At 62.7% G+C, this 25,857-nt stretch carries 24 protein-coding genes, 1 other RNA gene and 1 pseudogene; 14 read left to right on the forward strand and 12 right to left on the reverse strand.

Translation table 11 applies throughout. The features are described from left to right. Positions 1-28: 28 nt before the first annotated feature. Genes DCY11_RS02315 through mraZ form a run of 4 tightly spaced genes read right to left on the reverse strand, consistent with a single transcriptional unit; the run spans position 29 to position 3,657 of the window. Complete coding sequence (locus tag DCY11_RS02315; protein ID WP_108681083.1) at positions 29-1,729, reverse strand: penicillin-binding protein 2; 1,701 nt, start codon at positions 1,727-1,729, stop codon at positions 29-31. A 12-nt stretch (positions 1,730-1,741) separates the two neighbouring features. Next, positions 1,742-2,095: a cell division protein FtsL gene (gene ftsL / locus DCY11_RS02320; protein WP_069445173.1), complete on the reverse strand. Its 354-nt coding sequence runs from the start codon at positions 2,093-2,095 to the stop codon at positions 1,742-1,744. Positions 2,096-2,140: 45 nt separating this feature from the next. Then, positions 2,141-3,178 (reverse strand): 16S rRNA (cytosine(1402)-N(4))-methyltransferase RsmH, encoded by a 1,038-nt coding sequence (gene rsmH / locus DCY11_RS02325; RefSeq protein ID WP_108681084.1) that lies wholly within the window; start codon positions 3,176-3,178, stop codon positions 2,141-2,143. Then, positions 3,175-3,657, reverse strand: coding sequence for a division/cell wall cluster transcriptional repressor MraZ (mraZ, locus tag DCY11_RS02330; protein ID WP_108681085.1), 483 nt, complete (start codon positions 3,655-3,657; stop codon positions 3,175-3,177). The genes rsmH and mraZ overlap by 4 nt, the downstream gene beginning before the upstream one ends. Before the next feature lie 457 nt (positions 3,658-4,114). On the opposite strand from mraZ, the gene DCY11_RS02335 reads away from it, so the two are divergent. Next, a complete protein-coding gene (locus DCY11_RS02335) occupies positions 4,115-5,062 on the forward strand; it encodes an alpha/beta fold hydrolase (protein WP_108681086.1) in 948 nt (315 codons plus the stop codon). 205 nt (positions 5,063-5,267) lie between these two features. Continuing rightward, a complete protein-coding gene (katG, locus tag DCY11_RS02340) occupies positions 5,268-7,439 on the forward strand; it encodes a catalase/peroxidase HPI (protein ID WP_108681087.1) in 2,172 nt (723 codons plus the stop codon). 136 nt (positions 7,440-7,575) lie between these two features. On the opposite strand, the gene DCY11_RS02345 is transcribed toward katG, so the two are convergent. Beyond that, positions 7,576-7,746: a DUF1328 domain-containing protein gene (locus DCY11_RS02345; protein WP_069445168.1), complete on the reverse strand. Its 171-nt coding sequence runs from the start codon at positions 7,744-7,746 to the stop codon at positions 7,576-7,578. A 141-nt stretch (positions 7,747-7,887) separates the two neighbouring features. After that, positions 7,888-8,279, reverse strand: an RNA gene (rnpB, locus tag DCY11_RS02350) — RNase P RNA component class A. A gap of 234 nt (positions 8,280-8,513) precedes the next feature. On the opposite strand from rnpB, the gene DCY11_RS02355 reads away from it, so the two are divergent. The 4 genes from DCY11_RS02355 (at position 8,514) to DCY11_RS02370 (ending at position 11,441) form a co-directional block, all read left to right on the forward strand. Beyond that, positions 8,514-9,233, forward strand: a complete 720-nt coding sequence (locus DCY11_RS02355; protein WP_159079738.1) for a Crp/Fnr family transcriptional regulator — start codon at positions 8,514-8,516, stop codon at positions 9,231-9,233. 135 nt (positions 9,234-9,368) lie between these two features. Beyond that, the gene (locus DCY11_RS02360) at positions 9,369-10,436 is read left to right on the forward strand and encodes a hypothetical protein (protein WP_159079739.1); all 1,068 of its coding nucleotides are present in this window, start codon (positions 9,369-9,371) and stop codon (positions 10,434-10,436) included. A gap of 245 nt (positions 10,437-10,681) precedes the next feature. After that, positions 10,682-10,942 carry a hypothetical protein gene (locus DCY11_RS02365; protein ID WP_159079740.1) on the forward strand — a complete coding sequence of 87 codons (261 nt, stop codon included), beginning with the start codon at positions 10,682-10,684 and terminating at the stop codon, positions 10,940-10,942. Between the two features lie 229 nt (positions 10,943-11,171). Beyond that, positions 11,172-11,441 carry a hypothetical protein gene (locus DCY11_RS02370; protein WP_045366304.1) on the forward strand — a complete coding sequence of 90 codons (270 nt, stop codon included), beginning with the start codon at positions 11,172-11,174 and terminating at the stop codon, positions 11,439-11,441. Positions 11,442-11,546: 105 nt separating this feature from the next. On the opposite strand, the gene DCY11_RS02375 is transcribed toward DCY11_RS02370, so the two are convergent. The 3 genes from DCY11_RS02375 to DCY11_RS02385 form a co-directional block, all read right to left on the reverse strand. Further along, positions 11,547-12,311, reverse strand: a complete 765-nt coding sequence (locus DCY11_RS02375; protein WP_108681091.1) for an N-acetylmuramoyl-L-alanine amidase — start codon at positions 12,309-12,311, stop codon at positions 11,547-11,549. Positions 12,312-12,419: 108 nt separating this feature from the next. Further along, entirely contained in the window at positions 12,420-13,145 is a 726-nt protein-coding gene (locus tag DCY11_RS02380) for a TerB family tellurite resistance protein (RefSeq protein ID WP_108681092.1), read from the reverse strand. A 110-nt stretch (positions 13,146-13,255) separates the two neighbouring features. After that, a complete protein-coding gene (locus DCY11_RS02385) occupies positions 13,256-13,558 on the reverse strand; it encodes a hypothetical protein (RefSeq protein WP_108681093.1) in 303 nt (100 codons plus the stop codon). A gap of 171 nt (positions 13,559-13,729) precedes the next feature. On the opposite strand from DCY11_RS02385, the gene DCY11_RS02390 reads away from it, so the two are divergent. The 3 genes and pseudogenes from DCY11_RS02390 (at position 13,730) to DCY11_RS02400 (ending at position 19,213) form a co-directional block, all read left to right on the forward strand. Continuing rightward, positions 13,730-14,260 carry a gamma carbonic anhydrase family protein gene (locus DCY11_RS02390; protein WP_108681094.1) on the forward strand — a complete coding sequence of 177 codons (531 nt, stop codon included), beginning with the start codon at positions 13,730-13,732 and terminating at the stop codon, positions 14,258-14,260. A gap of 19 nt (positions 14,261-14,279) precedes the next feature. Continuing rightward, positions 14,280-17,930: pseudogene (locus DCY11_RS02395) on the forward strand (hydantoinase B/oxoprolinase family protein). An 83-nt stretch (positions 17,931-18,013) separates the two neighbouring features. Beyond that, positions 18,014-19,213 (forward strand): FAD-dependent monooxygenase, encoded by a 1,200-nt coding sequence (locus DCY11_RS02400; RefSeq protein WP_108681095.1) that lies wholly within the window; start codon positions 18,014-18,016, stop codon positions 19,211-19,213. A 21-nt stretch (positions 19,214-19,234) separates the two neighbouring features. On the opposite strand, the gene DCY11_RS02405 is transcribed toward DCY11_RS02400, so the two are convergent. Both DCY11_RS02405 and DCY11_RS02410 read right to left on the reverse strand, forming a co-directional pair. Further along, the gene (locus tag DCY11_RS02405; protein ID WP_108681096.1) at positions 19,235-19,492 is read right to left on the reverse strand and encodes a hypothetical protein; all 258 of its coding nucleotides are present in this window, start codon (positions 19,490-19,492) and stop codon (positions 19,235-19,237) included. 309 nt (positions 19,493-19,801) lie between these two features. Beyond that, positions 19,802-20,176, reverse strand: a complete 375-nt coding sequence (locus DCY11_RS02410) for a DUF2852 domain-containing protein (protein ID WP_108681097.1) — start codon at positions 20,174-20,176, stop codon at positions 19,802-19,804. A 236-nt stretch (positions 20,177-20,412) separates the two neighbouring features. On the opposite strand from DCY11_RS02410, the gene DCY11_RS02415 reads away from it, so the two are divergent. Beyond that, positions 20,413-21,222: a GH25 family lysozyme gene (locus tag DCY11_RS02415; RefSeq protein ID WP_108681098.1), complete on the forward strand. Its 810-nt coding sequence runs from the start codon at positions 20,413-20,415 to the stop codon at positions 21,220-21,222. Positions 21,223-21,224: 2 nt separating this feature from the next. Here DCY11_RS02415 and DCY11_RS02420 read toward each other — a convergent pair whose 3' ends face one another. Beyond that, entirely contained in the window at positions 21,225-21,905 is a 681-nt protein-coding gene (locus DCY11_RS02420) for a TetR/AcrR family transcriptional regulator (RefSeq protein WP_108681099.1), read from the reverse strand. 150 nt (positions 21,906-22,055) lie between these two features. On the opposite strand from DCY11_RS02420, the gene DCY11_RS02425 reads away from it, so the two are divergent. The 4 genes from DCY11_RS02425 to DCY11_RS02440 all read left to right on the forward strand — a co-directional run bounded on the left by DCY11_RS02425 (position 22,056) and on the right by DCY11_RS02440 (position 25,680). Beyond that, positions 22,056-23,189, forward strand: a complete 1,134-nt coding sequence (locus tag DCY11_RS02425; protein ID WP_108681100.1) for a calcium:proton antiporter — start codon at positions 22,056-22,058, stop codon at positions 23,187-23,189. A gap of 132 nt (positions 23,190-23,321) precedes the next feature. Next, positions 23,322-24,062, forward strand: a complete 741-nt coding sequence (locus DCY11_RS02430) for a VWA domain-containing protein (protein WP_159079741.1) — start codon at positions 23,322-23,324, stop codon at positions 24,060-24,062. 104 nt (positions 24,063-24,166) lie between these two features. After that, positions 24,167-25,189 (forward strand): polysaccharide deacetylase family protein, encoded by a 1,023-nt coding sequence (locus tag DCY11_RS02435; RefSeq protein WP_108681102.1) that lies wholly within the window; start codon positions 24,167-24,169, stop codon positions 25,187-25,189. Then, the gene (locus DCY11_RS02440) at positions 25,189-25,680 is read left to right on the forward strand and encodes a GNAT family N-acetyltransferase (protein WP_159079742.1); all 492 of its coding nucleotides are present in this window, start codon (positions 25,189-25,191) and stop codon (positions 25,678-25,680) included. Before DCY11_RS02435 ends, DCY11_RS02440 begins: the two co-directional genes overlap by 1 nt. Positions 25,681-25,857: the final 177 nt, after the last annotated feature.

Here is a 25,857-nt window from a genome sequence, read left to right on the forward strand (position 1 = left end):
GACGGGTGGTTTTTGCCCCGGCCGTCTTCTAATAGGTGGCCGATGTCTTGGCGTCAAACCGCGAGGCGGTCTCGCCGAGCTTGGGCTGCACCCCGAGGATCGGTGCGATCCGCGCCACGACCTTCCCGACGGTCGGGGCCGCGTTCACGCCGGCAGTGGAATTCCAGTTCGTGGCCTCGACGCGCTGAGGCTCGTCCAAGGTCACGAGGACGACGTATTGCGGATCATCGGTCGGGAAGACGGACAGAAAACTGTTCAGCAGCGAGTGGCGCGCATAGCGCCCGTTGACCACCTTCTCCGCAGTCCCAGTCTTGCCGCCGACGCGATAGCCTTCCGCGTTTGCCCGCTTGCCCGATCCGCGCAGCACATTCTCCCGCATCAGCTTCACCATGGCCGCGCTGGTCTCCGGCGAGACGACACGCTTCGCCTCCGCCATCGCTTCCTTGCGGGTACGCGGCAGGAACGTAGGCGGAATCGCATAGCCTCCATTCATGAGTGGGACGGTCGCCGTCGCCAATTGAAGCGGCGTCACCGACAGTCCGTGCCCGAAGGCAATCGTCATCGTGTTCAGCTTCTTCCAATGCTTGGGCACGATCGGCGCGGCGCTTGGACCGAGTTCGGTGACGACAGGATCGAGCAGACCCAGCTTCCTGAGAAACGCTTGGTGGGCCGGCACGCCCATATGCACCGCCATTTTCGCCGAGGCGATGTTCGACGAGTAGATAAAGGCCTCGGTCACAGTGAGCGGGCGGCGCTTGCCGTGGAAGTCGCTGATCGAGAAGCGGCCGAAATAGATGGGGCTGGTCGCGTCGTAGACGGAATTGACGTTCGCCAAACCGGAATCGAGGATGCCCGCGACCGTGATGGCCTTGAAGACCGAGCCTAGTTCGTAGACGCCGAAGCCGACGCGGTTGATCCGATTCTTGTCCAGCGCCTCCTCGCGGCGATGAGGATCGAAATCGGGCAGCGATGCGAGCGCGACGACCTCGCCAGTATGCACGTCCATGACTATGCCCGAGGCCGCCTTGGCCTCATAGAGCTTCATCGCGTTCGCGAGCTCTTCCCGCAAGACGTGCTGCGCCCCGACGTCGAGCGACACCGCTACGGTCTCACCGCCCGACTCCGTCTGCGGGTTCATCATCGTCAGCTGCGGATTGTTGTCGATGAACTTCTCGATGCCGCCGAGACCGCGATTGTCCACGTCGACCAGCCCCACGACATGACTGGCGGTCGGCCCGACCGGATAGAAGCGCCGGTACTCCTGAATGAAGCCTAGGCCCGGAAGCCCGAGATCGTGTACCCGCTGCTGCTCGCTGGGCGCCAACTCGCGGGCGATGCGCACGAAGCGTCCGCTTCCTGAAAGTTGCTTGCGGAGCTTGGCCCGGTTGATGTCCGGCAGCACGCTCGCGACGCCGTTCACGACTTCATCGGCATCGAGGATGCGCTTGGGATCGGCGAAGAGCGTTGCGCCGCGAATATCGGTCGCCAGCAATTGACCGTTGCGGTCGAGGATGTCCGGGCGATGGATGGTGGTCGAGATGTCGTAAGCGCCACCGCGTCCCGGCCCGCTGCCGGCGAGGCCGAGCGATACGAGCCGTCCGCCAATCAAGACGAACGCCAAGGCGAAGCCCAGGCAGGCCAGCCGGAACCGGGTACGGCAGCGTGTGTGATAGGCGCGCGCCGCGCGCGCTTCGGCTGGGGTGGGAGTCGGGTTTTCGGGCTGTGCCATTCGGATCCGTGCCTAGTTCGCCGCCTTGTAGTTTGCGGCTTTGGCATCACCCGTCTTGGCAGACTGCGCCAACTGGCGGACCCGCGCGAAATCGTTCTCGGTGACTTCGTCCAGAATGACGATCTGCTGCGGATTGGCAGGGTTGAGTTCGAGGTACTTCTTGGCGAGACGCTCGATGCGCTCGGGGCTGTTGAGAAGGCTCCATTCGGCCCGCGCTACAGCAAGAGAGTCGCGCTCTTCCTCGATCTGCCGCTTCAGCAGTACGATCTTCTCGTCGAGGCTCCGGGCCTCGTATTTCACTTGGTAGATCACGGTGGCCAAGGCGGCGAGGCCGAGCACCAGGCAGATATTCACAAAACGCAACATCACGACACCGCGTCCAAACAGCGACGCGCCCCTCAACGCAAAATTTCAAGCGCCCCCCGTTCGGCGCAGTTCGGGCACCCCAAGCCCGGCGAAGTCCGGTTTTTTGGCCGGAGCCTCGGTCCTGCGCCCGGCTCTGAGCCGGGCTGACCGGGCCCGCGGGTTGCTTCGGACCTCATCCTGACTCGGTTCTACGGGGCGACGGTTAAGAAGCTGGAAGCTTGGCAAAAATTCTTTGCCTTCGTGATCGGGCAGATGCCGTGACCCTTTTTGGGGCGGCGCGCTGCGGCTGGTGAAGAAACGCTTAACGATTCGGTCTTCCAGGGAGTGAAACGTGACCACCACCAGGCGCCCGCCGGGCTTCAAGAGCCGTTCGGCGGCGCTGAGACCCTCTGCGAGTTGCTCCAATTCCGCGTTCACATAGAGCCGAAGGGCCTGAAACGTGCGCGTGGCGGGGTGTTTCGTGTGGTCCCGGCCACGGCCGAGCACACCGGCCACGATGTCCGCCAGCGTGCCGGTCCGCGCGATCGGCGCCTCGGCGCGGGCCCTGACGATGGCCTTGGCGATGGCGCGCGAGCGGCGCTCTTCTCCAAAAACATAAATGATTTCAGCAATCTGAGCTTCTTCGAAGGTGTTGACGACATCGGCCGCCGAGATACCGTCCGGTCCCATGCGCATGTCGAGCGGACCGTCCTTGGCGAAGGAGAAGCCGCGTTCCGGCTCATCAAATTGCATCGACGACACGCCGATATCGAGCACGATGCCGTCTGCGGCCTCGATGCCGTTTTCACTAGCGAGGCTTTCCATGTCGCTGTAGCAGCCGAGCACGGCCTCGAAACGCCCCGGGAAGTCCGATGCGAGCGCCGGCGCGTTGGCCAGCGCCTCCGTATCGCGATCGATCGCGAGTACACGGCAGTCGGCCGCTTCGAGAATGGCTCTCGAATAGCCCCCCGCTCCAAACGTGCCGTCGATGATGATGTCGCCGTCTTCAGGCCCGAGCGCCGTCAGAACCTCGGAAAGCAACACGGGAATGTGACGGACCAGTCCGCCAGCGACAGACAATGGCCTGCCGCGGTCCGTCATCATTCCCGTGTTCCCTCTGCACCGCCGCTTCCGCGGCGCCCCGCGCCGAGTAACTTGCGGAGGTCGCGGACTTTGTCCCGCGCCTCCGCCAAATGCGCTTCAAAACGTTTCGGCTCCCAGAGCTGAAATTTTTCTCCGAGCCCCACAAAGGTGATGTGGCTGGTGATGCCGGCGTGTTCGCGCAAGCGCTCGGGAAGAATCGTACGACCGTCTTGATCGATTGAGAGAATTTCGGATGTGCCGAAGAGCGCCGTGGCGAGCTGATCGCGCTCATCGGAGTACGGCGCGATGTCTTCGACGAGAGAATTGATTTTATCCACGAGGCGCTGGCCGCCGGCGTCGAGCGCGGGCGCATCAAGCGATGGATAGCAGTAGATGCCGTCGAGCCCGTCTTTGGCGAGAACCGTGCGGAAGGATGCGGGAACCGAGACACGGCCCTTGGCGTCGATCCTATTGGTGAATGATGAGACAAACTGATCCATCTCCCCCTCACGCGCTACGAAGCCGACTGGATGAACACGGAACTAAAAACTGCGCTTCGGCGCTGGCCTTCCGCGAATTCGGTAACGGGTGGAGGAAGCGGCGCGGATCCCCCCGTGGCCTCAAAGGAAGCGCTGCCTTGCTTCCTCCACCCCACTCACCGAACGGGCATTTATGGGATAGCATGGGATATCATGGGCGTCAATGGAAACGGTCGGGATATACGGTGATTTCATGGGAAATGGGTGCACCTCAGCCTTGCGCGCAACGAACCATGTGCGCCCGCCGATTGTCGGCGAGCCGCGAAGCGCGCTAGATGTGCTTCAGGGGCGCGACCGACGTGAGTTCGAGGACGCCCGGCGAGGCTGATCCTCATGGCCACATAGCCGGCGCAATTGCGACGCCTACTGACGGCCTGAGACAAGCCATTGACGGGATGGCGATGCGCGATTGGCGGCTATGCAGGGAAGAACTCTCCACCGCATTTTAGGCCTGACGGCTTTCACGATTTTGGTGCTGGCCGCGAGCGTTCCGGCCGTGCGAGCCGCCGCCGTCTCGATGATGGCCGACGGTCCCGCCTTCATGCGGCTCGGACCGCCCGAGGCACCGGTCAGGCTCTTCTACGAGACCAAGGGCAAAGGCTCGCCCATTCTTCTGATCCACGGGTTCGGATCGAGCACGTACACTTGGCGGCGGATCGCGCCGGCGCTAGCGGAAAACCACAAGGTGATCGCCGTCGACCTGAAAGGCTTTGGACAATCCGACAAGCCGCTCGACGAGCACTACTCGATCTTCGACCAAGCCGAACTCATCAAGCAGCTCATCCTCGATAACGACCTCAAGAACCTGACCCTCATCGGCCATTCTTATGGAGGCGGCATTTCGTTGATGCTTGCGCTCGACGACGACCCACGGCTCGCGGGACGGATCGAAAGGCTCGTACTGCTGGACACGATCGCGTACCCGCAAAACATCCCCGTCGCCTTCAAGATGATGGACATGCCGCTGATGTCTCATCTCGGCGTCCGCATGGTGCCGCCTGAGGTGCAGGCGCGCGTCGCGCTCAAGCTCGCCTATTTCGACGACACCAAGATCGGCGAGGATACCGTCGAGATGTATGCTGCTCCGTTGCGCACCACGGCGGGCAAGCACGCGGTCATCCACAGTGCCCGCCAGATCGTACCGCAAGGCCTCGACGAGATTTCGAAGCGCTATCCGACGATCAAGCAGCCGACGCTCATCGCCTGGTGCGACAGCGACAAGATTGTGCCGCTCGACATTGGCCTCGAGCTTCGGCGCAACATGCCGACCTCCCGGCTCGAAATCATCGAGCAGTGCGGACACATGCCTCAGGAGGAGCAGCCCGAGGCGACGCTCCGGCTCATCCAGGACTTCCTGGGAGGCTGAATCAAACCTGTCTTGGGACGCCGCTAGGGTCGTTTTGCGCTGAGTCCTCGGGCCTTGGCTGACACGCGTCAGTATTAGTTTTTCTTATGATCGCAATAAGGAAATACGATTTGCCCTTATCGCACTCAGCGCGCACTGTGCCCTCAACCGGCGCATGCCCTTGGGGCACCCCAAGACCAAGCAAATAAAAGTAGGAGATGAGGAAATGGACGCGAAAGTCGAGAAATCGGGCGGCTGCCCCGTGATGCACGGAGCGGTTACCGAAAGCGGCAGCTCCGTCATGGAATGGTGGCCGAATGCTCTCAACCTGGACATCCTGAGCCAGCACGACACGAAGACCAACCCGATGGGTAAGGACTTCGACTATCGCGAGGAAGTAAAGACCCTCGACTTCGATGCGCTCAAGAAAGACATGACCGCGCTGATGACCGAAAGCCAGGAATGGTGGCCGGCAGACTGGGGCCACTATGGCGGTCTGATGATCCGTATGGCCTGGCACGCGGCTGGCTCTTACCGTCTGGCAGACGGCCGTGGCGGTGGCGGTACCGGCAACCAGCGTTTCGCGCCGCTGAACAGCTGGCCGGACAATGTCAGCCTCGACAAGGCCCGCCGTCTGCTGTGGCCGATCAAGAAGAAGTACGGCAACAAGGTCTCCTGGGCCGACCTCATCATCCTGGCCGGCACCATCGCTTACGAGTCCATGGGTCTTAAGACCTTCGGCTTCGGTTTCGGCCGCGAGGACATCTGGCATCCGGAGATCGACACCTATTGGGGTGCCGAGAAGGAGTGGCTGGCACCGAGTGACGGTCGTTACGGCGATCTCGAAGATCCCATGACCATGGAGAACCCGCTGGCGGCCGTGCAGATGGGCCTGATCTACGTGAACCCGGAAGGCGTGAACGGCAAGCCGGACCCGCTGAAGACCGCCGCGCAGGTGCGCGAGACCTTCAAGCGCATGGCCATGGACGACGAAGAAACCGTCGCGCTGACCGCTGGCGGTCACACGGTCGGCAAGACCCACGGCAATGGCGATGCGGACGAGCTCGGTCCGGATCCGGAGAGCGCGGGCCCCGAGATGCAGGGCCTCGGCTGGGCCAATCCGCACATGGAAGGCAAGGCTGCCAACGCCGTCACGTCCGGTCTCGAAGGCGCGTGGACCACGCACCCGACCGTGTTCGACATGGGCTATTTCGATCTGCTGTTCGGCTACGACTGGTGGCTGAACAAGAGCCCGGCCGGTGCGTATCAGTGGGAGCCGATCGGCATCAAGGAAGAGGACAAGCCGGTCGACGCAACGGACCCGTCCAAGCGCCACAACCCGATGATGACCGATGCCGACATGGCCATGCGGTTCGACCCGACCTACAAGGCGATCTGCGAAAAGTTCATGGCGGATCCCGAGTACTTCAAGGACGTGTTCGCGCGGGCTTGGTTCAAGCTGACCCACCGCGACATGGGTCCGAAGCCTCGTTACATCGGTCCGGACGTCCCTGCGGAAGATCTGATCTGGCAGGACCCGATCCCGGCTGGCACCACCGACTACGACGTGGACGCCGTCAAGGCCAAGATCGCAGCATCCGGTCTCAGCCTCTCCGACATGGTCTCCACCGCGTGGGACAGCGCCCGCACCTATCGTGGGTCTGACATGCGCGGCGGCGCCAACGGTGCCCGTATTCGCCTCGCCCCGCAGAAGGACTGGGAAGGCAACGAGCCGGAGCGTCTGGCGAAAGTGCTGTCCGTCCTCGAGCCGATCGCCAAGGAATCCGGCGCCAGCATCGCCGACGTCATCGTGCTTGCCGGCAATCTCGGTGTCGAGCAGGCCGCGAAAGCCGCGGGCTTCGACGTCACCGTGCCGTTCGAGCCCGGTCGTGGCGACGCCACCGACGAGATGACCGACGCGGAGTCCTTCAACGCGATGGAGCCGCTCGCCGACGGCTACCGCAACTGGCTGAAGGAGGACTACGTCGTCACGCCGGAAGAGCTGATGCTCGACCGTACCCAGCTCATGCGCCTGACGGCGCCTGAGATGACCGTTCTGGTCGGCGGCATGCGCGCCATGGGGACCAACCATGGCGGCACCAAGCACGGTATCTTCACCGACCGTGAGGGTGCGCTGACGACGGACTTCTTCGTCAACCTGACCGACATGGCCTACAAGTGGGTGCCTACGGAAGACGGCATCTATGAGATCCGCGACCGCAAGACCGACGAGGTCAAATGGACCGCGACGCGCATGGACCTCGTCTTCGGATCGAACTCGATCCTGCGCGCCTACGCCGAGGTCTATGCCCAGGACGACAACAAGGAGAAGTTCGTGCAGGACTTCGTCGCGGCTTGGGCCAAGGTCATGAACGCGGATCGGTTCGACCTGGCGTAAGAGACAGGGCGACGCGCGTCGCCACTGAGCCAAAGCTGAAGCGCCCCTCCCCCCATCGCGGCGCTTCCTAAGAGAACGGCCGGCGTGATTTCACCGCCGGCCGTTCTTCTATTCTGTCGGCTGATATGCCCGCGCGTCAGCGCGCTGCGCCTCGCACCACATGCATGATCAGCGATGCGACGAGGAGGACGAGGAAAATAAAGAACAAAATCTTGGCGATACCAGCCGATGCGCCGGCGATGCCGCCAAAGCCAAGTAGTCCTGCGATCAAAGCGATTACGAGAAATGTCAAAGCCCATCCAAGCATGACGATCTCCTTTCGTTGAGTTTACAGTCTACTCGAATAAACACGGAAACGGGAGCGTTGTTCCCAAAGACGCCGCAGCAGTACGCTCAAGGGGCTGAAAATTGGAGGCCGGCGTGAGGTTTCCCACACGCCGGCCCTAAACATGTCACCAAGCCTGTAAGCCGGGTTCTGTACCTCGCATGGTGCGAGGTGATGGCCATTCATCTGGGGCGCGTCTTGCGAGGCGCCTCGTGCAACCAACCCGGGCCGCCGGTCTGGAAACAGACTTGGACGAAAATTCGCCCCTGCGGCCCCTATTCGGTCTTGCTCCCGGTGGGGTTTGCCCTGCCGCCTTTGTTACCAAAGACGCGGTGCGCTCTTACCGCACCCTTTCACCCTTACCCTTGTCCGGCCTTGCAGCCGTCGAACGGCGGTTTGCTTTCTGTGGCACTTTCCCTGGGGTCGCCCCCGCCGGACGTTATCCGGCACCGTGCTTCCATGGAGCCCGGACTTTCCTCTCCTCAAGCTTGAGGAGCGGCCATCCGGCCTGCTGACTGCCCGACATAAGGGGGAACCGGAGCCTATCGTCAAGTGCTCCGGCCTTGCGGCTTTCTGCCCAAAACCCGGCGACGTCGCGGTTGCCAACCTTCCGAACTCGTCACGGCTTTTTGATCCCCGGGTTACCAATGTTCCCATATGCTCGCGTCAACTTGCCGCATAATGGCAAAAACAGAGCGTTTCCGCGGCGCGCGGACACGTTGCAACCCTGGGCAACACGACTTCGAGCAATGACCAATCAGGTTCTCATCGCACGCTGGCTCACCGTCTTTCCGGAGCTGGCAGAGCTTGAGGCGGAGACGAAAGACACCCTGTTCGACGTCACGCAGTTCCAACGGCTGCGGCGCGGCGACGTGGCCTACTATCAGGGTCAGCTTTGCCGGAACTACCTCATGTGCATCGAGGGGCAGACGCGCGTCTTCAAGACCTCGGAGACCGGCCGGGAGATCATGCTCTACCAGGTCGGGGCCGGCGAAACCTGCGTCCTGACGACATCCTGTTTGATGGCCGGGAACCCCTTCCCCGCCGAAAGCACTGTCCAGGCCGACCTCTTGCTCGCAGCCATACCCGCGGACATGTTTCATCGGCTCATGTCCGCGTCGCCGAAGTTCCGGAACTACGTGCTGTCGAACTACGGCGACCTGCTGTCGAGCCTGATCATGCTGGTGGACGAGGTGGCCTTCGCAAGCCTTGATCTTCGCTTGGCCCGGCGCCTGCTCGCGGAGGCAGAGGACGCGAGCGTTATTTCGAAAACGCATCAACAACTGGCTCTGGATCTCGGGAGCGTGCGCGAAGTCATCAGCCGCTACATCTCCGAATGGGAGCGCATGGGCTGGGTGCGCTCTTCGCGCGGATCGATCGAGGTTCTGAACCGAAGCGCCCTCGCCGCTTACGGCGCGGGCGATAGCGCCTCCCACGGCGCGACGCTGCAATCGGGCTCGCAAGCGTGACGCGCGCACAACGTAACTCAGGTCACAGACGAGCGCCGTGATCAGGACCTAAGGAGGTTGAGGACCAACGCTCCTCAAAATGGAACAAACACTAACGCGTGGCCAACGAGACGAAACGCCCAAGGACCGATGACAATGACGGACACGACACCGACACGGTTTATTACCCGGCTGACATTGCGAGCGCTCTTGGCGGGCATGCTTGCAACGGGCCTCCCGGCGATTGCGGTCGCCATGGATGATCACGGAGATACCGACGCAGAGTTCGACGAGAGCTGTGCCATGGGGCTCGCCGACGGGCAGATGGTGAAGACGGATTGCTCGGTCAGTTGGACAGACGAGGACGGCAAGGTCTACTGCTTCTCGTCCGAGAATTCGAAGTCCGCGTTCCTGAAGGACCCGAAAGGCAATATCGCCAAGGCCAAGATGTTTCTCGACGAGCAGGAGGCCAAGGCGGCCTCCGGCCAGAAGGTTTTCACCGACAAGGACGTGAATGCGCGGGTGAAGGAAGTCATCGAGGAACGCTCTGATGGTGGCGCCTTCGTGTTCCATGACCCCAAGCTTAACGCCGACCTCAATCTGAAGTTCGACGAGATCAAGATCGTGCGCGGCATGGAAGGGTACGGCTGGTTCGCCAATGTCATCTTCAGCGATATCGAAGAGCCGAAGAAGCAATATGCCCTCGACTTTTGGTTCAAGCCCGAAGGACAGCAGCTCACGCTCCAGGACATCCGCGTGCAAAAGGGCCCCAAGCGCGACGGCGACGGCTACTTCATGATCACGCGGCTCCCCGTTGCCTGGTGGTGGCTGCCCGTGCAGGAACATCCCGGCAGCATCGAAGGTACGCGGGCCTGGGAAGTGATGGCTTCGATCCACGACTACATCCTCGAGAACAAGGACGAGGACGGGAACATCACCGTCAAGGATGACAAGACCGGCGAGGATCTGACCCTGCAATTCGTCGAGATGCACCGGCCGGTGCGTCGCCTCAAAGGCGAGGACAAATACTTCGCCTGCACCGACTTCCGTAAACCCGGCAGCAAGGACGAGTATTACGATCTCGACTTCTGGGTCGACGAGAAGGACGGCTCGCTGAAGGTCGGCAATGTGAAGGTTCACAAGGTCCCGGTCCAAGAGGACGGTATCTGGACCCAGGTCGACCGCTACACCTTCGAAGGCATGGACTTCGACGAAACGCTTTAATGGTGTGGGCCCGTCTTCGGGCGGCCCACCAGAAACGATCCGCCGCCCCTCATGCCAACGGGGCGGCTTTTCTTTGCCAAAGTTCCGGCTGGAAATCGCGAAGTTGTGATGGCCTCTGCGTGATCCCAGTCACACTCCCGGCGCGTTGTCCCTCTGTAACATGATCAAACGCTTGCGATAGGCGGGACCAACAAGGCCTGCCCGCAAAGCGGAGACATGGAACGGAGAGAGTAATGGAGGAAACCATGACGAAATTTCTGACCCCCGTCCTTATCACAGGCGTTCTTCTCTTCACCGGCTCGGCGATCGCCGCGACGGGTGAGTACGACAACATGTGCGCCATGGGCTTGGCCCTCGAGAAGAAGGTCGAGACCGATTGCTCCGTCAATGCGGAGATCGACGGCAAGACCTATTGCTTCGGCAACGAGACGGCCAAGACCCTGTTCATGAAGGACACCGAGGGGAACCTCAAAAAAGCGCAGAGCTTCTACAACGACAATCAGTAGGCTCTGCCCCACGTCCAAGGCGCATGCCGACAGCGTCTCTCAACGACGTGTCTTCGGAAGATCCGGCGCGTAGCGCCGGACCTTCCCACCGGCTGGCTTCACTTCCTCGGGTTGGTAGAGCAATTGTCCATTGACGGCGCGGGCATTTCTGACGATTCAATGCCGTCTCATCGGCCGAATACGCCAGATACACGAAAGTCTCGTACGTAAAGTCTTGGAGGAAGAATTTATGAAGAAGGTTGTTCTTGCCGCTGCGGTTGCCGGCACCGTGATTGCTCTTTCCGGTTCCGCTGCTCTTGCCGCCGGTGCTCTCGGTGAATTCGGCAACAACTGCGCCTGGGGCCTGACCCAGGGCACGAAGAAATACACGGACTGCTCGGTCCACGAGAAGGTCGGCGACAAGCTCTACTGCTTCAGCAAGCAGGAAGCCAAAGAGGAGTTCATGAAGGACCCCGAAGGCAACGTGGCCAAGGCCGAGAGCTTCTACAACGACAACTAGTCACGCCGACGGCGCGTTCAGCGCCGAACGCTAGGCAGCAAAGGCTCGCCCAACTCTTGGGCGGGCCTTTTTCGTGACGGCCAAGGCTAAGTCAGCGCGGCAGTATCAGACGGCAGCGCCCGCACGGAGCACAAGCAGTCTCTTCAGCGTCTCGCACGTAGAACGGTCCGCGCGGCCATCGACGCGCTCCGGCCGATAGTGCCGCTGAAACGCTTCCACGACGCTCTCGGTGCCGCGGCCGTAGGTCGAAGTGGCCTCCACCCCGTAGCCGAAATCCAAGAGATCCTGCTGCAGGTCGGCGACCGCCGCGCTCTCGTCGCCAAGACCAAGGCCGGAATCCTCGCCGGCCGGTACCGGCTCGGTCCAGAGGCCGATGCCGGCGCGGGCGAGCCGCGCCCAATCGAAGCGCTCGCCCGGGTCGCGCTTGCGCCCTGGTGCGATGTCCGAATGAGCCAGGATGCGTGCGGCCGGAATCGCATGACGGCTCAAAATGTCCTGGCACAGCGCCTCCACCGCCTGCATCTGCACGTCCGGAAACGGCGGATAGTCGAAATCATGACCGGGATTGTGAATCTCGATGCCGATCGATGCGGAGTTTAAATCCGTCTCGCCGGCCCAGTGACTTTGTCCCGCGTGCCAGGCCCGCTCGGACTCCGGCACCATCTGGGTGATCGTCCCATCTTCGTCGACGACATAGTGCGCGGACACCTTGGAGTCCTCCGATGCCAGCCAATCGCGCGCGGCATCGTGGGCCTCCATGCCCGTATAGTGGAGGATCAGCATATCCGGCCGCCGTCCGTCGCGACGCGGCTCGAAATTGGGCGACGGAACCCAGTGCGCGGCGAGCTTACTGTCGGGCGAAGACGTCATCCGACCGTGTCCTCATGCAAGATCATCCACGCTGCAAGTCGGTCCCTGCACCGGCGCTGAGCCGGCCCCAGGATTCCCGCACGCGTGGCAGCAGCGGAATACGCGGCCCTAGAGACCGCGCTCTTTCGCAATCTGCTGATAGGCCTCGTTGATAGCGGCGACCTTGTCCGTGGCGATGGCGATGAACTCTTCCGGCACGCCGCGGGCAATCAGCTTGTCCGGGTGGTTGTCCGCGATGAGCTTGCGGTACTGGGCCTTGAGCTCGTCGTTGGAGATGGTCGGCTGGACCTCGAGCACCTCGTAAGGATTGCGCTTCGACGCCACCACGTGCCGCGCCTTGATGTAGCTGAATTCGGTGTCGGTGAACCCGAAACGCTTGGCGACCTGATGCAGGAACTGTTCTTCGCTGGGATCGAACTCGTCGTCGGCCTTGGCGATGTGGAACAGACCATCGAGGACGTCTTCAAGCAGTTTGCGGTTGCCCTTGAACATCCCCGCGAGCTGGTCGGCATAGGCCTCGTAGCCGGAGACCTCTTGCTTGGCGAGGTTGAACACCCGTGCCACGTTCTTCATTTCGCCGTCGGGGACCTTGAAGACCTCTTTGAAGGCATTCACCTCGTCCATGGTGACGACGCCGTCCGCCTTGGCCATTTTGGCGCCCAGCGCAATGACACCGACCGTGAAGGCCACCTGGTCCTCACCGTCGCCGCCGCCCTTCTGTTCACCGTCCCGGTCGATCACATAGTGTCCGGCGACACCGCCGACCAGCGCACCGATCGGCCCTCCGACCGCGAGACCTGCGGCTGCACCTGCGAGCTTTCCCCAAACCGACATAGTGGACCCCCTTGAAACTCTTGATCCTGTTAAACCATACGGGCTTTTCAGCTGCACCGCATGGGATATTCGTCCCCGTAGCGTCTCGCTGCCGGGCGCATTGCCTGCTGCTATCCTCGCAGATTGGCCAGTATCGACATTTTCGGCTCATCGACCTCGAGGCCGGCCCCAAGGCGCCGCTCCACATGCCACGACCGGACGAAGGTCCAGACGGCGAACCACAGCGCCAGAAGGGCGTTGGCGCCGCTCGCGACCCAGACAAAAGTCGATCCCAGCTCGAAGAGATTGGCCGCGGCAAGGACAAAGGCCTCGATCACGATCGCGAAGCCGCCTGCCATCACGATGGCGGCGCAAAGCGAAACGATAAAGATCGTCAGCGGATTTCCGCCCTTTTTGGTGTCTTCGGTGCTCATCAGCTCGCTCAAACCCTTGAGAATCTTCTAGGGGCGCTTTTCCTTACCGGGGCGATCCCCTTGTTACAAGAGGTTCGAGCACGCCGGGCGGCCGGATGTCCGTCCCGAACTTGCATGACAAGGATGCCTCAGAATTGTATCCACGGCAGCGAAGCGGCGAAAGGAGCAACGATGGCGGTCTACGAGCTTGACGGGCAGGCACCCGAATTTCCCGAAGACGGGCTCTATTGGGTCGCCGAAACAGCCGTGCTGACGGGCAAGGTGCGGCTGAAGTCCGACGCCAGTGTCTGGTACGGTTCGGTGCTGCGCGGAGACAACGAGTGGATCGAGATCGGGACGCGCTCGCAGGTTCAGGACAACTCCACTCTTCACACCGATCCAGGCCTCCCGCTGACCATCGGCCAGGACTGCGTCATCGGGCACAACGTTATCCTTCATGGCTGCACCATCGGCGACAATACGCTGATCGGTATGGGCGCGATCGTCCTCAACGGCGCCAAGATCGGCTCCAACTGCCTTGTTGGCGCCGGTGCTCTCGTCACCGAGGGCAAGGAGTTTCCCGACAACTCCATGATCATCGGATCGCCCGCCAAGGCCGTGCGCGAGGTGGACGACAAGATGCGCGCCATGATCGCCCGGGGTGCCGACGTCTATGTCCGGCGCTGGAAGCAATACGCGGCAGGCTTGAAGCGGATCGCGTGACAGGCGGATACACCGCGGCATGACCGGCAAGTGGCAGTTCTTCATCGACCGGGGCGGCACGTTCACCGACATTGTCGGGCGCACGCCCGACGGCGCGCTCGTCACCGCGAAGCTGCTCTCGGAGAATCCGGAGTCCTATGAGGACGCTGCCATCGCCGGGATTGCCGATCTGATCGGCGTGGCGCGCGATGCGCCCCTGCCCCCTCACCTCATCGAAACCGTGCGCATGGGCACGACCGTCGCCACCAATGCGCTGCTCGAGCGCAAGGGCGACCGCGTTCTCCTGATTGTCAGCGAGGGCTTTCGCGACGCTTTGGAGATCGGCTACCAGGCGCGGCCGAAGATCTTCGCGCGGCATATTGAGAAGCCGTCGATGCTCTATGAGCGCGTCGCCGAGGTGCCCGAGCGCGTGCACACCGATGGCACGGTTGAGGTTCCCCTCGATCTCGATGCCACACGCGCCGTTCTCGAAGACGCCCGCAAGGAGGGCATCAAGTCCGTCGCCATCGTCTTCATGCATGCCTACGCCCATCCCGGTCATGAGCACGCGGCATCCAAGCTCGCCCGCGAGATGGGCTTCGCGCAGGTCTCCGTGAGCCACGAAGTCAGTCCCCTCGTGAAATTCGTCGGCCGGGGCGACACCACCGTGGTGGATGCGTATCTGTCGCCGCTGCTCAGCCGCTACGTGGACCGCGTGGCGGGCGCGCTGTCGGCCGACGGTGGCACGAAGGATGGCGGCGCGAATGCCGGCGGCCACACGCCGCGACTGCTGTTCATGCAGTCCTCGGGCGGACTCACGTCCGCGCATTTGTTCCGCGGCAAAGACGCGATCCTGTCTGGCCCCGCCGGTGGCGTCGTCGGCGCCGTGGAGACAGCGGAAGCGGCCGGATTCGGAAAAGTCATCGGCTTCGACATGGGCGGCACATCGACCGATGTGTGCCACTACGACGGCCAGCTGGAGCGCACCTTCGAAAGCGTCGTGGCGGGCGCGCGCGTCCGCGCCCCGATGACGCTGATTCACACGGTGGCTGCGGGCGGTGGATCGATCCTTCATTGCGACGAGTCCCGGTTCCGAGTGGGCCGGATTCGGCGGGCGCCGACCCTGGACCGTGCGCCTATCACCGCGGCGGTCCGCTGACCGTCACGGACGCCAACGTGATGACGGGCAAGCTCCAGCCTGACCTGTTTCCGCGCATCTTCGGTCCCGACCAAGACCAGCCTCTCGACCGCCGCGCGGTGGTGAAGGCGTTTCATGGACTTGCCCGGCAGCTCGGCGACGGGCGCCAACCGGAAGAGATCGCCGAAGGCTTCATCAAGATCGCTGTCGCCAACATGGCCAATGCCATCAAGACGATTTCCGTGCAGCGCGGCTACGACGTCGCCGGCTACGTGCTCAATTGTTTCGGCGGCGCGGGCGGGCAGCATGCCTGCCTCGTGGCCGATGCACTCGGCATCGAAAACGTCCTGCTGCATCCGTTCTCGGGCGTGTTGTCCGCCTATGGCATGGGGCTCGCGAGCGTCCGCGCGACGCGCACGCAGGCGGTGCTCGCGCCGCTCGACGGCGAGGGACTTGAAGAACTCGCCGAGACCCAAGCCCCCATAGAGCGCGACGCCCGGCGCGAACTTTCCCTGCAGGGCATCGATGCCGACAAGGCCACGGTCGAGGCTCAGGCGCATCTGCGGTACGCCGGCACGGACAGTTCATTGCCCATTCCCGTCGCATCGCTGGCGGCGATGCGGTCGGCGTTCGAGGCGGCCCATCAGAAGCGCTTCGGGTTCATCAGCCCCGAGAAGGAAATCGAGATCGAAGCCGTCGAAGTGGAAGCCATTGGCGGTGGTGTCCCCATCACGGAGGCCAACATCTCCCTTCCCAACGAGCGCGCCGAGCCTGCCCCACACACGCGGGCCGACATGTTCACCCATGGGAACTGGCATGACGTTCCCGTCTACACCCGCACCGATCTGACACCGGGCGCCGCTATCGAGGGTCCCGCCCTTCTGATCGAGGACCACCAGACCGTCGTGGTCGAACCCGCGTGGCGCGCGGCCGTGACGGCGAAGAACCACCTCCTGCTGACGCGCACGCGCGAGAAGCTGACCAAAGAGGCCGTCGGCGCCGAAGCCGATCCGGTCATGCTGGAGGTGTTCAACAGCCTCTTCGTCTCCATCGCCGAACAGATGGGCTATGCGCTTCAAAACACGGCACGCTCAGTCAACATCAAGGAAACGGCTTGACTTCTCCTGCGCCATTTTCGATGCAAGCGGTGCGCTGATCGCGAACGCGCCGCATATCCCCGTGCATCTCGGCTCGATGGACAAGAGCGTGGAAACGATCGTGCGGGAGGTGGGCCGCGACCTTCGCCCCGGCGATGTGTGGATGCTCAATGCGCCCTACAACGGCGGGACCCATCTACCCGACATCACGGTCGTGACGCCCGTGTTCGACGAAGCGGGCGCGGAGATCCTCTTCTTCGTCGCCGCGCGCGGCCACCACGCCGATGTCGGGAGCATCGCGCCGGGGTCCATGAGCCCGCAGGCCGCGACGATCGAAGAGGAAGGCATCTATATCGATCCGTTCCGCTTAGTCGGCGGGGGGCGCTTCCAGGAAGACGCCGTACGGCGTCTCTTCACCGACGCGCCCTACCCGGCCCGGAACGTCGAGCAGAATATCGCGGACCTGAAAGCTCAGGTCGCCGCCAACGAGAAAGGTGTCATCGAGCTGCGCAAGATGGTGCGCCAGTACGGCCTCGCCACGGTCGTAGCCTATATGGGTCACGTCCAGGACAACGCGGCCGAGGCCGTGCGCAAAGTCATCGGCACGCTGAAGGATTCGCGTTTCGCGCTCGAGACGGACCAGGGGAGCCGCATCGAGGTGGCCATCACGGTCGACCGCGAGACCAACAAGGCCCTCGTCGATTTCACCGGCACGAGCGGGCAGACGGAGACGACTTTCAACGCGCCCGAGCCCATCACGCGGGCCTGTGTGCTTTACGTGTTCCGCACCCTGGTGGACGACGACATTCCGCTGAATGCAGGCTGCCTCCGGCATATCGACATCGTCGTGCCAGAAGGGTCGCTCCTGAAACCGCGCTATCCGGCGCCGGTCGCGGGCGGGAATGTGGAGACGAGCCAAACTGTCGTGAACTGCCTTTACGGTGCGCTGGGTGTCCTGGGGTCGGCGCAAGGCACGATGAACAATCTGACCTTCGGCAACGCGCGGGTGCAGTATTACGAGACGATCTGCTCAGGCGCGCCGGCGGGACCCGGCTTCGACGGCGCCTCCGCCGTCCAGACGCATATGACAAATTCCCGTCTGACAGACCCGGAGGTCCTCGAACTACGCTACCCCGTGCTGCTGGAGCGCTTCGAGATTGAACGCGGCTCGGGCGGCGCGGGGCGTTGGCGCGCGGGCGACGGGACGGTCCGGACGCTGAGATTTTTGGAGGAGATGGACTGCGCGATCCTGTCGGGCTTTCGCAAGCGGCAGCCCTTTGGCACAAAGGGTGGCGCACCGGGCCGCACCGGAGAGAACTGGGTGCGCCGGAACTCCGGAACTCTAGAGCGGCTGAGAGGCTCCGATCAAACCTCAATCGCTCCCGGCGAAGCCGTGATAATCAGAACACCGACCGGCGGCGGGTATGGTAAGCCGTCCGGGGATAAGTCCGCTTAGATGATAAGCGTTGGCGCGAGGTATGGGCGCGCCGATGCCTGGGGCAATTGGCAAGAACGTTCGCGCGCGAAGGGCAAGAGTGCATGGCGATCAACGGCAGGGTCTTAATTTCCGGCGCAGGGATCGCCGGGCTCACGCTCGCCATTTGCCTCAAGGAGTATGGCTGGGACCCCGTCGTGGTGGAGCAGAGTCCCGAACTGCCCGACCAAGGCTACATGATGGACTTTTTCGGCTCCGGCTGGGACGTGGCCGAGCGCTTGGGCCTCACGGACAAGCTCCGTGTACTGCGCTATCCCATCGACAAACTTCAGTTCGTGAACGCGGACGGGAAGCCGTACACGTCCGTACCGATCAAGCGTATCAAACGCGCGCTCGACGGAAAGTATGTCTATGTGCGCCGACCTGATCTCGTACGCATCCTTTTCGACCGCGCTGAGGCCCTTGGTGTTCAAGTCCGGTTCGGCAAAGAGATCGCGGACCTGCTAGAACGTGAAGACCATGTCGACGTCAGGTTCGACGACGGCAGCTCCGACGAATTCGCGCTCGTGTTCGGGGCCGACGGCGTGCACTCGGGCGTTCGCCGCCTGATGTTCGGCGAGGAGAGCCAGTTCGCGCGTTTTCTCGGGGCCTATGTCGCGGCGTTCCATATCGAGGACCACGACCTACCGGTCCGCCGGACGGCGCAGATCCACGAGGAGCCGAACCGCGTCGCCTTCTATTATCCACTCGGCGATCGCTCGCTCGACGCCACGTTCGTGTTCCGGCTCGACGAGGTGGATGTCCCGCACAACCAGCAGCTTTCGTTCGTCCGGCGCGCCTTCAAAGGCTCCGGCTGGATCGGCGAGGCGCTACTCGACTCGTATAAAGGAACCGAGCCCCTCTATTTCGACACGCTGACGCAGATCGCGATACCGCGCTGGTCGCGCGGCCGAGTCACGCTGCTCGGCGATGCCTGCGGATGCCTGACGCTCCTGGCTGGACAGGGTTCGCATATGGCGATGGCAGGCGCGTATCTCCTTGCGCAGGAACTGCAGCGCTACGACGGCAACCATGTCGCCGCCTTCACCTCCTACGAGGCGATGATGAAGCCCGAAATCGCTAGACGGCAGGAGGACGCCGCGGCCTTCGCCAAGATCTTCATGCCCACGGCGCAGTCGAAGCCGTGGCTGCGGCGCCTCGTGATCCAGGCCGGCTTCAACCCGCTCGTCCTGCCGTTCGCCCTTCGCTACTTCGGATCGAAGAGCATCCTCGAGAACGAAACCGATGAAAATGGAGAGGCCTAGGCTCGCCGAAAATGCGTTCGCCTAGAAGCTGACCTTCGCGGTCTTGGCATTGAAGATGACGACTTCCCTGTCCGGCTCGATCACACCGGACACCGAGTAGGAGTGCGGCTCGAAGGTGACCGTCGCCTCGCATTTTCCACCAGCGCAGTCGTCGGCAAACTTTTCCTTCGCCTCGTCCGGGGTGATGTCGTCCGTGTCGAGATAGACGCCGTCCTTTGTCGTGCACTCATAGCCCAACACGTCGCCCGACCTGCCGCCCTTGGTGCAGTACGCCTTCATCTCGATTTGCTGCCCGAGATATTTCTGGGGCTCTTGATGAGATCCTCGAGCTCGCTGGCCTGGACCTGCGTGACGCATGCGAACAAGCCTACGCCGGCAACAAGAAAAGCCGCGTGGCGGCCCATGGAACAAGTCATCGCTTCCTACCTCGAACGCTTACGAGTTTCAGTGCCGCACCCTTTGCGCGGGCGCGTTGGGCTGCATCCTACAAATCACCTTGGCGATGAAAAGACCGGACCGCACACAAAATTAAAGGCGCGGGGCAAGACCCCGCGCCTTCCAGAACTCGTTCGCAGGGGACGAACGCGCCTAGCTTGTCTGCACCGGTTGAACCTGCTTCCGCTCGGCCATGAACTGGTCGAACTCCGCCTTGTCCTTGGCATCGCGAAGCCGTTTCAGAAAAGCCTGAAACTCATCGGCTTCTTCTTCGAGCCGCTTCAGGGTTTCCTCGCGGTAGGCGTCGAAGGCACGGTTGCCGGTCGAGCCGAAACCACTTTGGAACCGCTGCGCCTCTTCCTTGAAGTACGAGCGCCAAGCCTTCTTATTTCCGCATCCCATTCGTCCACTCCAGATTAGATAAGCCAAAACACCAAGGCCGATTGGCCACCAGACGATAAAGCCGAGGATCGTCGCGGCGAACCAAGCGGGCTTTCCGTACTCGTCGAGGGTCGCAACTAGCTGCATCGGGGTCCTTTCAGGGGGTAAGTGAATGTTATTCACATTCACATATATGGGCCCTGCTGACAAGCCGTTCAACGCCCCCGCGCCTGATTCTCGTCTACCTTTTGCGGTTTTCGGAGGCCACCGGTGCGACTCAAGGTGCGCCACCGGCCAAGACAAAATTAACCGCAAGTCGCGAGAGTTCCCCGTCAATTCGCTGAAAAATGTACGGTTATCGGGCGTTTTCTGGGGGCGTCACTATGAGTTCTGCGTATCGCCAATTTGTCAGTTTTGCCGTCGCGGTAGCCGTTGCTGCCGGAGCGTTCGGGAGCGGCACGGCCGTGGCCCGGTCGCTGAAGGACCACAAGCCGCATGCGGGCGTGAAACGGGCCCATTCCATGCCGGTCCAAGGAATCGACGTCTCCTACTGGCAGGGCGACATCGACTGGAACCGGGTCCGCCAGGCGGGCATCGAGTTCGCCTATATCAAAGCGACCGAGGGCGGCGACCACCTCGATCCGAAGTTTCGTCAGAACTGGAATGCGGCCAAGCGCGCCGGCGTCGCGCGCGGCGCCTATCACTTCATCTATTGGTGCCGCTATGCCTCGGAGCAGGCCGACTGGTTCGTCCGGAACGTGCCCGCCGATCCCGATGCGCTGCCGCCGGTTCTGGATCTCGAGTGGCACCCGGATTCGAAGACCTGCCCCAAGAAGGTCTCCCGGGATCTCGCGCTCAAGAAGATCAAGATCATTCTCGAGGCGATGGAGCGCCATACCGGCAAACGGCCGATCATCTACACCGACCCGAGGTTTCATAAGGACATCCTCGAGGGCCAATTCCAGGACTATCATTTCTGGCTCCGGTCGGTCGCGGCGGAACCGCACAAGAGATATCCCGGCCGCAAATGGGCCTTCTGGCAGTTCACCGCAACGGGAAGCGTGCCGGGCGTGCCGGGCAAGTGCGACCGCAATATCTACAACGGGTCGCGGGCGGACTGGAATCAGGTCCTGAGATGGCTCGAGGCGAGCGCTACGCAAGCGGGCCAGGTCTCCAGAACCGCCAGCCGCTAGCGCTACTCCGCGGACGTGCCCTCGTCCGGCGACTCGGGCAGCACACCGAGACCCTTCAAATAGATGAGCAGGCCGCTCTCCAACACCTCTTCCGCCGAGAGCGGTACCTTCTTGGCCGCACTGCCCTCCTGAATGAAGAGCGATGCGACGCCATGGGACATCGTCCAGATGTGCATGGCTACGAGTTTCAGCGGCGGGCGTTCGCTCTCCGGCAATTGCCGGCATAACGCGGCAGCGGCCTCAAGAAGCACGTTGAAGGCCTTTTCGGCAGCCGGCGATGACGTGGCGGCTTGGATCGCCTCACCGCCCTCGTCCACCGACGCGCCTGTCTCGAACATGACCGCATAGCTGGCCGGCTCATCGCGGGCGAAGGTGAGATACGCGCGGCCCAAGGCCTCGAATGCCGATAGCGGCGTCGGAATACCGTTATTCCAGGCCGCGTCCAAACGCGCCGCGAAACGCTCGAACCCGCTGCGGGCGACTTCCGCAAGCAAGGCGTCCCTGTCACGGAAATGCCGATAAGGCGCCGCCGGGCTGACGCCGGCCAGCCGCGCCGCTTCGGTAAGGCTGAAGCCGAAGGCGCCGTGCTCTTCGATGAGTTTGCGCGCGGCTTCCACCAGCACCTCTTTGAGGTTGCCGTGGTGATAGGAGCGCCGCTGCCAACGGCGGCTGGGATCGGTCATGTAAACGGCTATTACATAAAAGCCGGTCGCTCGGCTAGCTTCACCGTCAGGTCCCCCCTGTTATACCGGTACCAGAATCAGTCCAAAGTCGTTCCCGCAAGCCTTTCCAAGGGGCGGACCTTCCCGCAGGCCCCGTCTCATAGAGCAGTCATGAATAAGCACATCCTGTTGCACGCAATCGCGCCGGCAGTGGTCGGCGGCCTTACGGCCGTAATCTTCGTCCTGTTTGGCGCCGACCTCCTGTCGAACCTCGAGAATCACCTGAAGTCCACCCTGCTCTTCGTTTGGCTGTTTCCGGTCATGATGTGGTGCGCCTATGCGGTGATGCAGCAGGGCGAAGCCGTGGCAGAGGAACTCGGCGAACCCTACGGCACGCTGATCCTGACGCTTTCGGTGATCATCATCGAGGTCGCCATGCTCGCTTCGATCATGCTGCAAGGCGAGAACAACCCGACGCTAGCCCGCGACGCCATGTTCGCCACGCTGATGATCGTGCTCAACGGCATGGTGGGCCTTGCCCTGGTCATGGGGGCGCTACGCTACTGGGAGCAGGACTACAACCTCGCGGGCGCGCGGGCCTTCCTCGTCGTGCTCACGGCTTTGTCCGTGTTCGCCCTGGTGGTCCCCAACTATACGCAGACCGCGCCCGATCCGGTGAATGCTCCCGGGAAAGCGATCCTGTTCGGAGCGATCACCCTGCTCTTCTATGCGGCCTTCGTGATCATTCAGACCATGCGCCACCGCTCGTTCTTTGACGAGCCGGAGCAGAATGGGACAGCAGCCTCGGCGCGCGCGGACGGGGCGGATACTGGCGAGGAAGGGGAGAAAACCCATTCGCTAACCTTCCACACGATCATGCTGGTCCTTTGCCTGCTGCCGGTGGTGGTCCTCGCCGAGTATCTCGGTGAGATCGTCAACTACGGCATCGAGGACCTGGGCCTACCGGACGAACTCGGCGGCGTGCTGATCGCGGTGCTGGTCCTGACCCCGGAGGGCCTAAGCGCCTTCTCCGCCGCGCTGGCGAACCGGCTGCAGCGATCGATCAATATCTGTCTCGGCTCGGCGCTCTCGACGATTGGGCTGACGGTGCCGGCGGTTCTGGCCATCGGCATGATCACCGGGCGCGATGCGGAACTCGGGCTGACGCAGCTGGAAACGGTCCTGCTGGTCCTGACCCTGTTCGTGAGCGGCATGACCTTTGGCGGCGGCCGGACCAACGTGATCAACGGCGTGGTGCACCTGCTGCTGTTCTTGGTCTACGTGATCCTGATCTTCAGCCCATAGCCTCAGGCGTCGCGGTTGCGCCCTCAAATTCCCTCATTTTCTGCCATTCCGCACCAAATCGAGTTAGGTTATGCTGCGCAAAATTGCCTAGGGAGCCCAGACAAAATGCAAGATCGTGGCAGCGGAATTGCAATGCGTTGGCGTAAATGGTTGGTCGCTGGCATTGCAGCCACCGCCTTGGCCGGCTCGTCCGTTATCGCGCAGGCGCAAGACGCCGAGACGGCCGATCCGTCGAAGGCGCCCTGCACCGACGACGCCATGATCGTCTTCGACGCTTCGGGCTCCATGTCGGGGAATCAGGAGCTCGGCATTCCCAATTCCAAGCCCCGTATCGATGAAGTGCGCTGGGCGCTGGCGCAGGTTCTTCCAAGCGCGACACGCTACCGCCGCGTCGGTCTCGTGACATACGGTCCCGGACCCTACAATCAGTGCAACGTGTCGCTCGCCCTGAAGCCGACCGCCAACGCGGCCAAGAAAATCATGCGGGCCGTCAACCGGATCATCCCGGCGGGTAAAACGCCTCTCACCTCCGGGGTCGAGCAGGCGGCCGAGGCACTTGACTATCGCAACAATCCCGGCGTGATCGTCGTCGTGACGGACGGCGAGGAGACTTGCGGCCGGGCGCCGTGCGAGCTCGCCAAGCGGCTTCACGACAACGCGGCGCGGCTCACCATCCACGTGATCGGCTTTCGCTACTCGGGCTATTCCTGGACGGGCCAGAACAGCGTCATGGATCTGATGTGTCTCGCGAATGAGAACAACGGGCTCTACATCAAGGCCAACAACGAGGAAGAGCTCGCCGACGCCCTCGAGAAGACGCTCGATTGCCCGATGATTTCGCAGGCGCCATTGTCTATGGGCGCAGTCCGCTAGGGCCCCAACGCCTCCTCGCTTTTCATCGCCGATCTTTTCATTGACGCGTGCCGCCAAACCGGCTCAAGAAGCCATCGATCAGGTTTTTTTGGGGATGGGCGGCAATGGTTCTGTGCGGGCGGGCATTCGTCGCCCTTGGCATCCTGATGGCCGGACTGTCCCACGCCGTAGCGGAAGATCCCGCGCCTGCAGCGGCGGACCCGGAAGACAGCCTCCTTTCCCGCTGCTGGAGCAGTGACGCGCTCGCGGGCACAGACAAGGAACGGGCTTCCAAATTCGACCGGACGCGCGTGGATCTCGAGACCTTGCGCAAGATTGCACGGCCCGAGCGGGCGCCTATTGCCAAGCCGCTGCGTGGTTCGATCCGCAGCGTGAAGGTCTCCCCCGACGACAAGGTCATCGCCCTCACCTTCGACATCTGTGAGAGCAACGGGCATCGGACCGGCTATGACGGCCATGTCATCGACTATCTGCGCGCGGAGGACGTCAAAGCCACGCTGTTCGTGAGTGGCAAGTGGTTCGAAAGCCACCCCGAACGGGCCGCCCAGCTCATCGCCGACACCCGCTTCGAGATCGGCGGCCATGGCCTCGCCCACCGCGATTTCACGAAAGCAAGCGCGGCCACAATCGACGACGAAATTCATCTGACGGAGGCTGCCTTCCTCCGCGCCCGCGATCAGCTCGTCGCGAAGAGCTGCGCCGCGGACCTTGCGGAGCACGCCGCCCCGCAAGACCAACTGACCCTGATGCGGTTCCCGTACGGCTGGTGCAGCGCCAAGTCTTTGTCCGCCGTCGCCGATGCGGGACAGCTCGCCATTCAATGGGACATCGTGACCGGCGATCCCGATCCCGGTCTCTCCGCCAAGCGCATCGCCAAGGCCATCATCGACCAGGCCCATCCCGGCGCCATCGTCATCGGTCACGCGAACGGACATGGCCGCAATACGGCGGAGGCCCTCAAGATCGCCATCCCCAAGCTGAAAGAGGACGGCTACCGCTTCGTGACTGTGAGCGAGTTGCTCGCAGCCGGTGAACCGGTGATCGCGCAGAGCTGCTACATCGAACACCCGGGCGATCAGCACCGCTACGCGCAAGTCAAGAAGCGCCGCCGGGCGCATAGAAAGTGATGCCGTCGCCCTTCCTGCCAACGGCCGATCTCGGGGGCGCGCAATTGTGCCCCATCACGGACGATGCGCGGCAGACGTTGGCCGCGGCGCTCGCGACCATGCCCCCGTGGTCGACACTGGCCATTCCGGAAGACGGCCTTTCTCGCTTTCTGGCTGGTGGAGACGGGGGTACCCAGCACTACGCCATAACCGTCGGCGGCACGACGGCGGGCGTTATCTGTACACGCTTTCCCTGGCTCAAAGGCCCGTACGTCGAACTCCTTGCCATCCTTCCCGGTCATCAAGGACACGGGCTCGGGACCAAGGCTCTGACGTTCGTCGAGGCCGAAGCCAAGCGGGCCGGGACGCGCAATGTCTGGGTCTGCGCCTCTGAGTTCAACGGCCCCGCACGGCGCTTCTACGACCGCCGCGGATTCGTCGAAGTCGGGACGCTGCCCGATCTCGTCACGGACGGTTTCGCCGAAGTGCTGTACAGAAAGGCGCTCGCCTAGCACCGCCGTTTTTGGGCGCGAGCAAGGCCCCGAGCCCGATTCGCCAGGCCAATTGTCCACACGCTATGCACCGGCCCGCGCGCAACGATGTCGCACCGGCCAGTCCTCTGCACGGCGCTCAATCCAAGGCCGAAAATCAAAATAAAATGCGTCACGCGCGAACCGAATTCCACTTGA

Source organism: Methyloceanibacter sp. wino2 (genome assembly GCF_003071365.1).
GTDB lineage: Bacteria > Pseudomonadota > Alphaproteobacteria > Rhizobiales > Methyloligellaceae > Methyloceanibacter.

Coding starts and splice junctions, on each gene's coding strand:
- DCY11_RS02315 (WP_108681083.1), bottom strand. CDS start 1,729: ATGGCACAGCCCGAAAACCCGACTCCCACCCCAGCCGAAGCGCGCGCG.
- ftsL (WP_069445173.1), bottom strand. CDS start 2,095: ATGTTGCGTTTTGTGAATATCTGCCTGGTGCTCGGCCTCGCCGCCTTG.
- rsmH (WP_108681084.1), bottom strand. CDS start 3,178: ATGATGACGGACCGCGGCAGGCCATTGTCTGTCGCTGGCGGACTGGTC.
- mraZ (WP_108681085.1), bottom strand. CDS start 3,657: ATGGATCAGTTTGTCTCATCATTCACCAATAGGATCGACGCCAAGGGC.
- DCY11_RS02335 (WP_108681086.1), top strand. CDS start 4,115: ATGCAGGGAAGAACTCTCCACCGCATTTTAGGCCTGACGGCTTTCACG.
- katG (WP_108681087.1), top strand. CDS start 5,268: ATGGACGCGAAAGTCGAGAAATCGGGCGGCTGCCCCGTGATGCACGGA.
- DCY11_RS02345 (WP_069445168.1), bottom strand. CDS start 7,746: ATGCTTGGATGGGCTTTGACATTTCTCGTAATCGCTTTGATCGCAGGA.
- DCY11_RS02355 (WP_159079738.1), top strand. CDS start 8,514: ATGACCAATCAGGTTCTCATCGCACGCTGGCTCACCGTCTTTCCGGAG.
- DCY11_RS02360 (WP_159079739.1), top strand. CDS start 9,369: ATGACGGACACGACACCGACACGGTTTATTACCCGGCTGACATTGCGA.
- DCY11_RS02365 (WP_159079740.1), top strand. CDS start 10,682: ATGACGAAATTTCTGACCCCCGTCCTTATCACAGGCGTTCTTCTCTTC.
- DCY11_RS02370 (WP_045366304.1), top strand. CDS start 11,172: ATGAAGAAGGTTGTTCTTGCCGCTGCGGTTGCCGGCACCGTGATTGCT.
- DCY11_RS02375 (WP_108681091.1), bottom strand. CDS start 12,311: ATGACGTCTTCGCCCGACAGTAAGCTCGCCGCGCACTGGGTTCCGTCG.
- DCY11_RS02380 (WP_108681092.1), bottom strand. CDS start 13,145: ATGTCGGTTTGGGGAAAGCTCGCAGGTGCAGCCGCAGGTCTCGCGGTC.
- DCY11_RS02385 (WP_108681093.1), bottom strand. CDS start 13,558: ATGAGCACCGAAGACACCAAAAAGGGCGGAAATCCGCTGACGATCTTT.
- DCY11_RS02390 (WP_108681094.1), top strand. CDS start 13,730: ATGGCGGTCTACGAGCTTGACGGGCAGGCACCCGAATTTCCCGAAGAC.
- DCY11_RS02400 (WP_108681095.1), top strand. CDS start 18,014: ATGGCGATCAACGGCAGGGTCTTAATTTCCGGCGCAGGGATCGCCGGG.
- DCY11_RS02405 (WP_108681096.1), bottom strand. CDS start 19,492: ATGAAGGCGTACTGCACCAAGGGCGGCAGGTCGGGCGACGTGTTGGGC.
- DCY11_RS02410 (WP_108681097.1), bottom strand. CDS start 20,176: ATGCAGCTAGTTGCGACCCTCGACGAGTACGGAAAGCCCGCTTGGTTC.
- DCY11_RS02415 (WP_108681098.1), top strand. CDS start 20,413: ATGAGTTCTGCGTATCGCCAATTTGTCAGTTTTGCCGTCGCGGTAGCC.
- DCY11_RS02420 (WP_108681099.1), bottom strand. CDS start 21,905: ATGACCGATCCCAGCCGCCGTTGGCAGCGGCGCTCCTATCACCACGGC.
- DCY11_RS02425 (WP_108681100.1), top strand. CDS start 22,056: ATGAATAAGCACATCCTGTTGCACGCAATCGCGCCGGCAGTGGTCGGC.
- DCY11_RS02430 (WP_159079741.1), top strand. CDS start 23,322: ATGCGTTGGCGTAAATGGTTGGTCGCTGGCATTGCAGCCACCGCCTTG.
- DCY11_RS02435 (WP_108681102.1), top strand. CDS start 24,167: ATGGTTCTGTGCGGGCGGGCATTCGTCGCCCTTGGCATCCTGATGGCC.
- DCY11_RS02440 (WP_159079742.1), top strand. CDS start 25,189: ATGCCGTCGCCCTTCCTGCCAACGGCCGATCTCGGGGGCGCGCAATTG.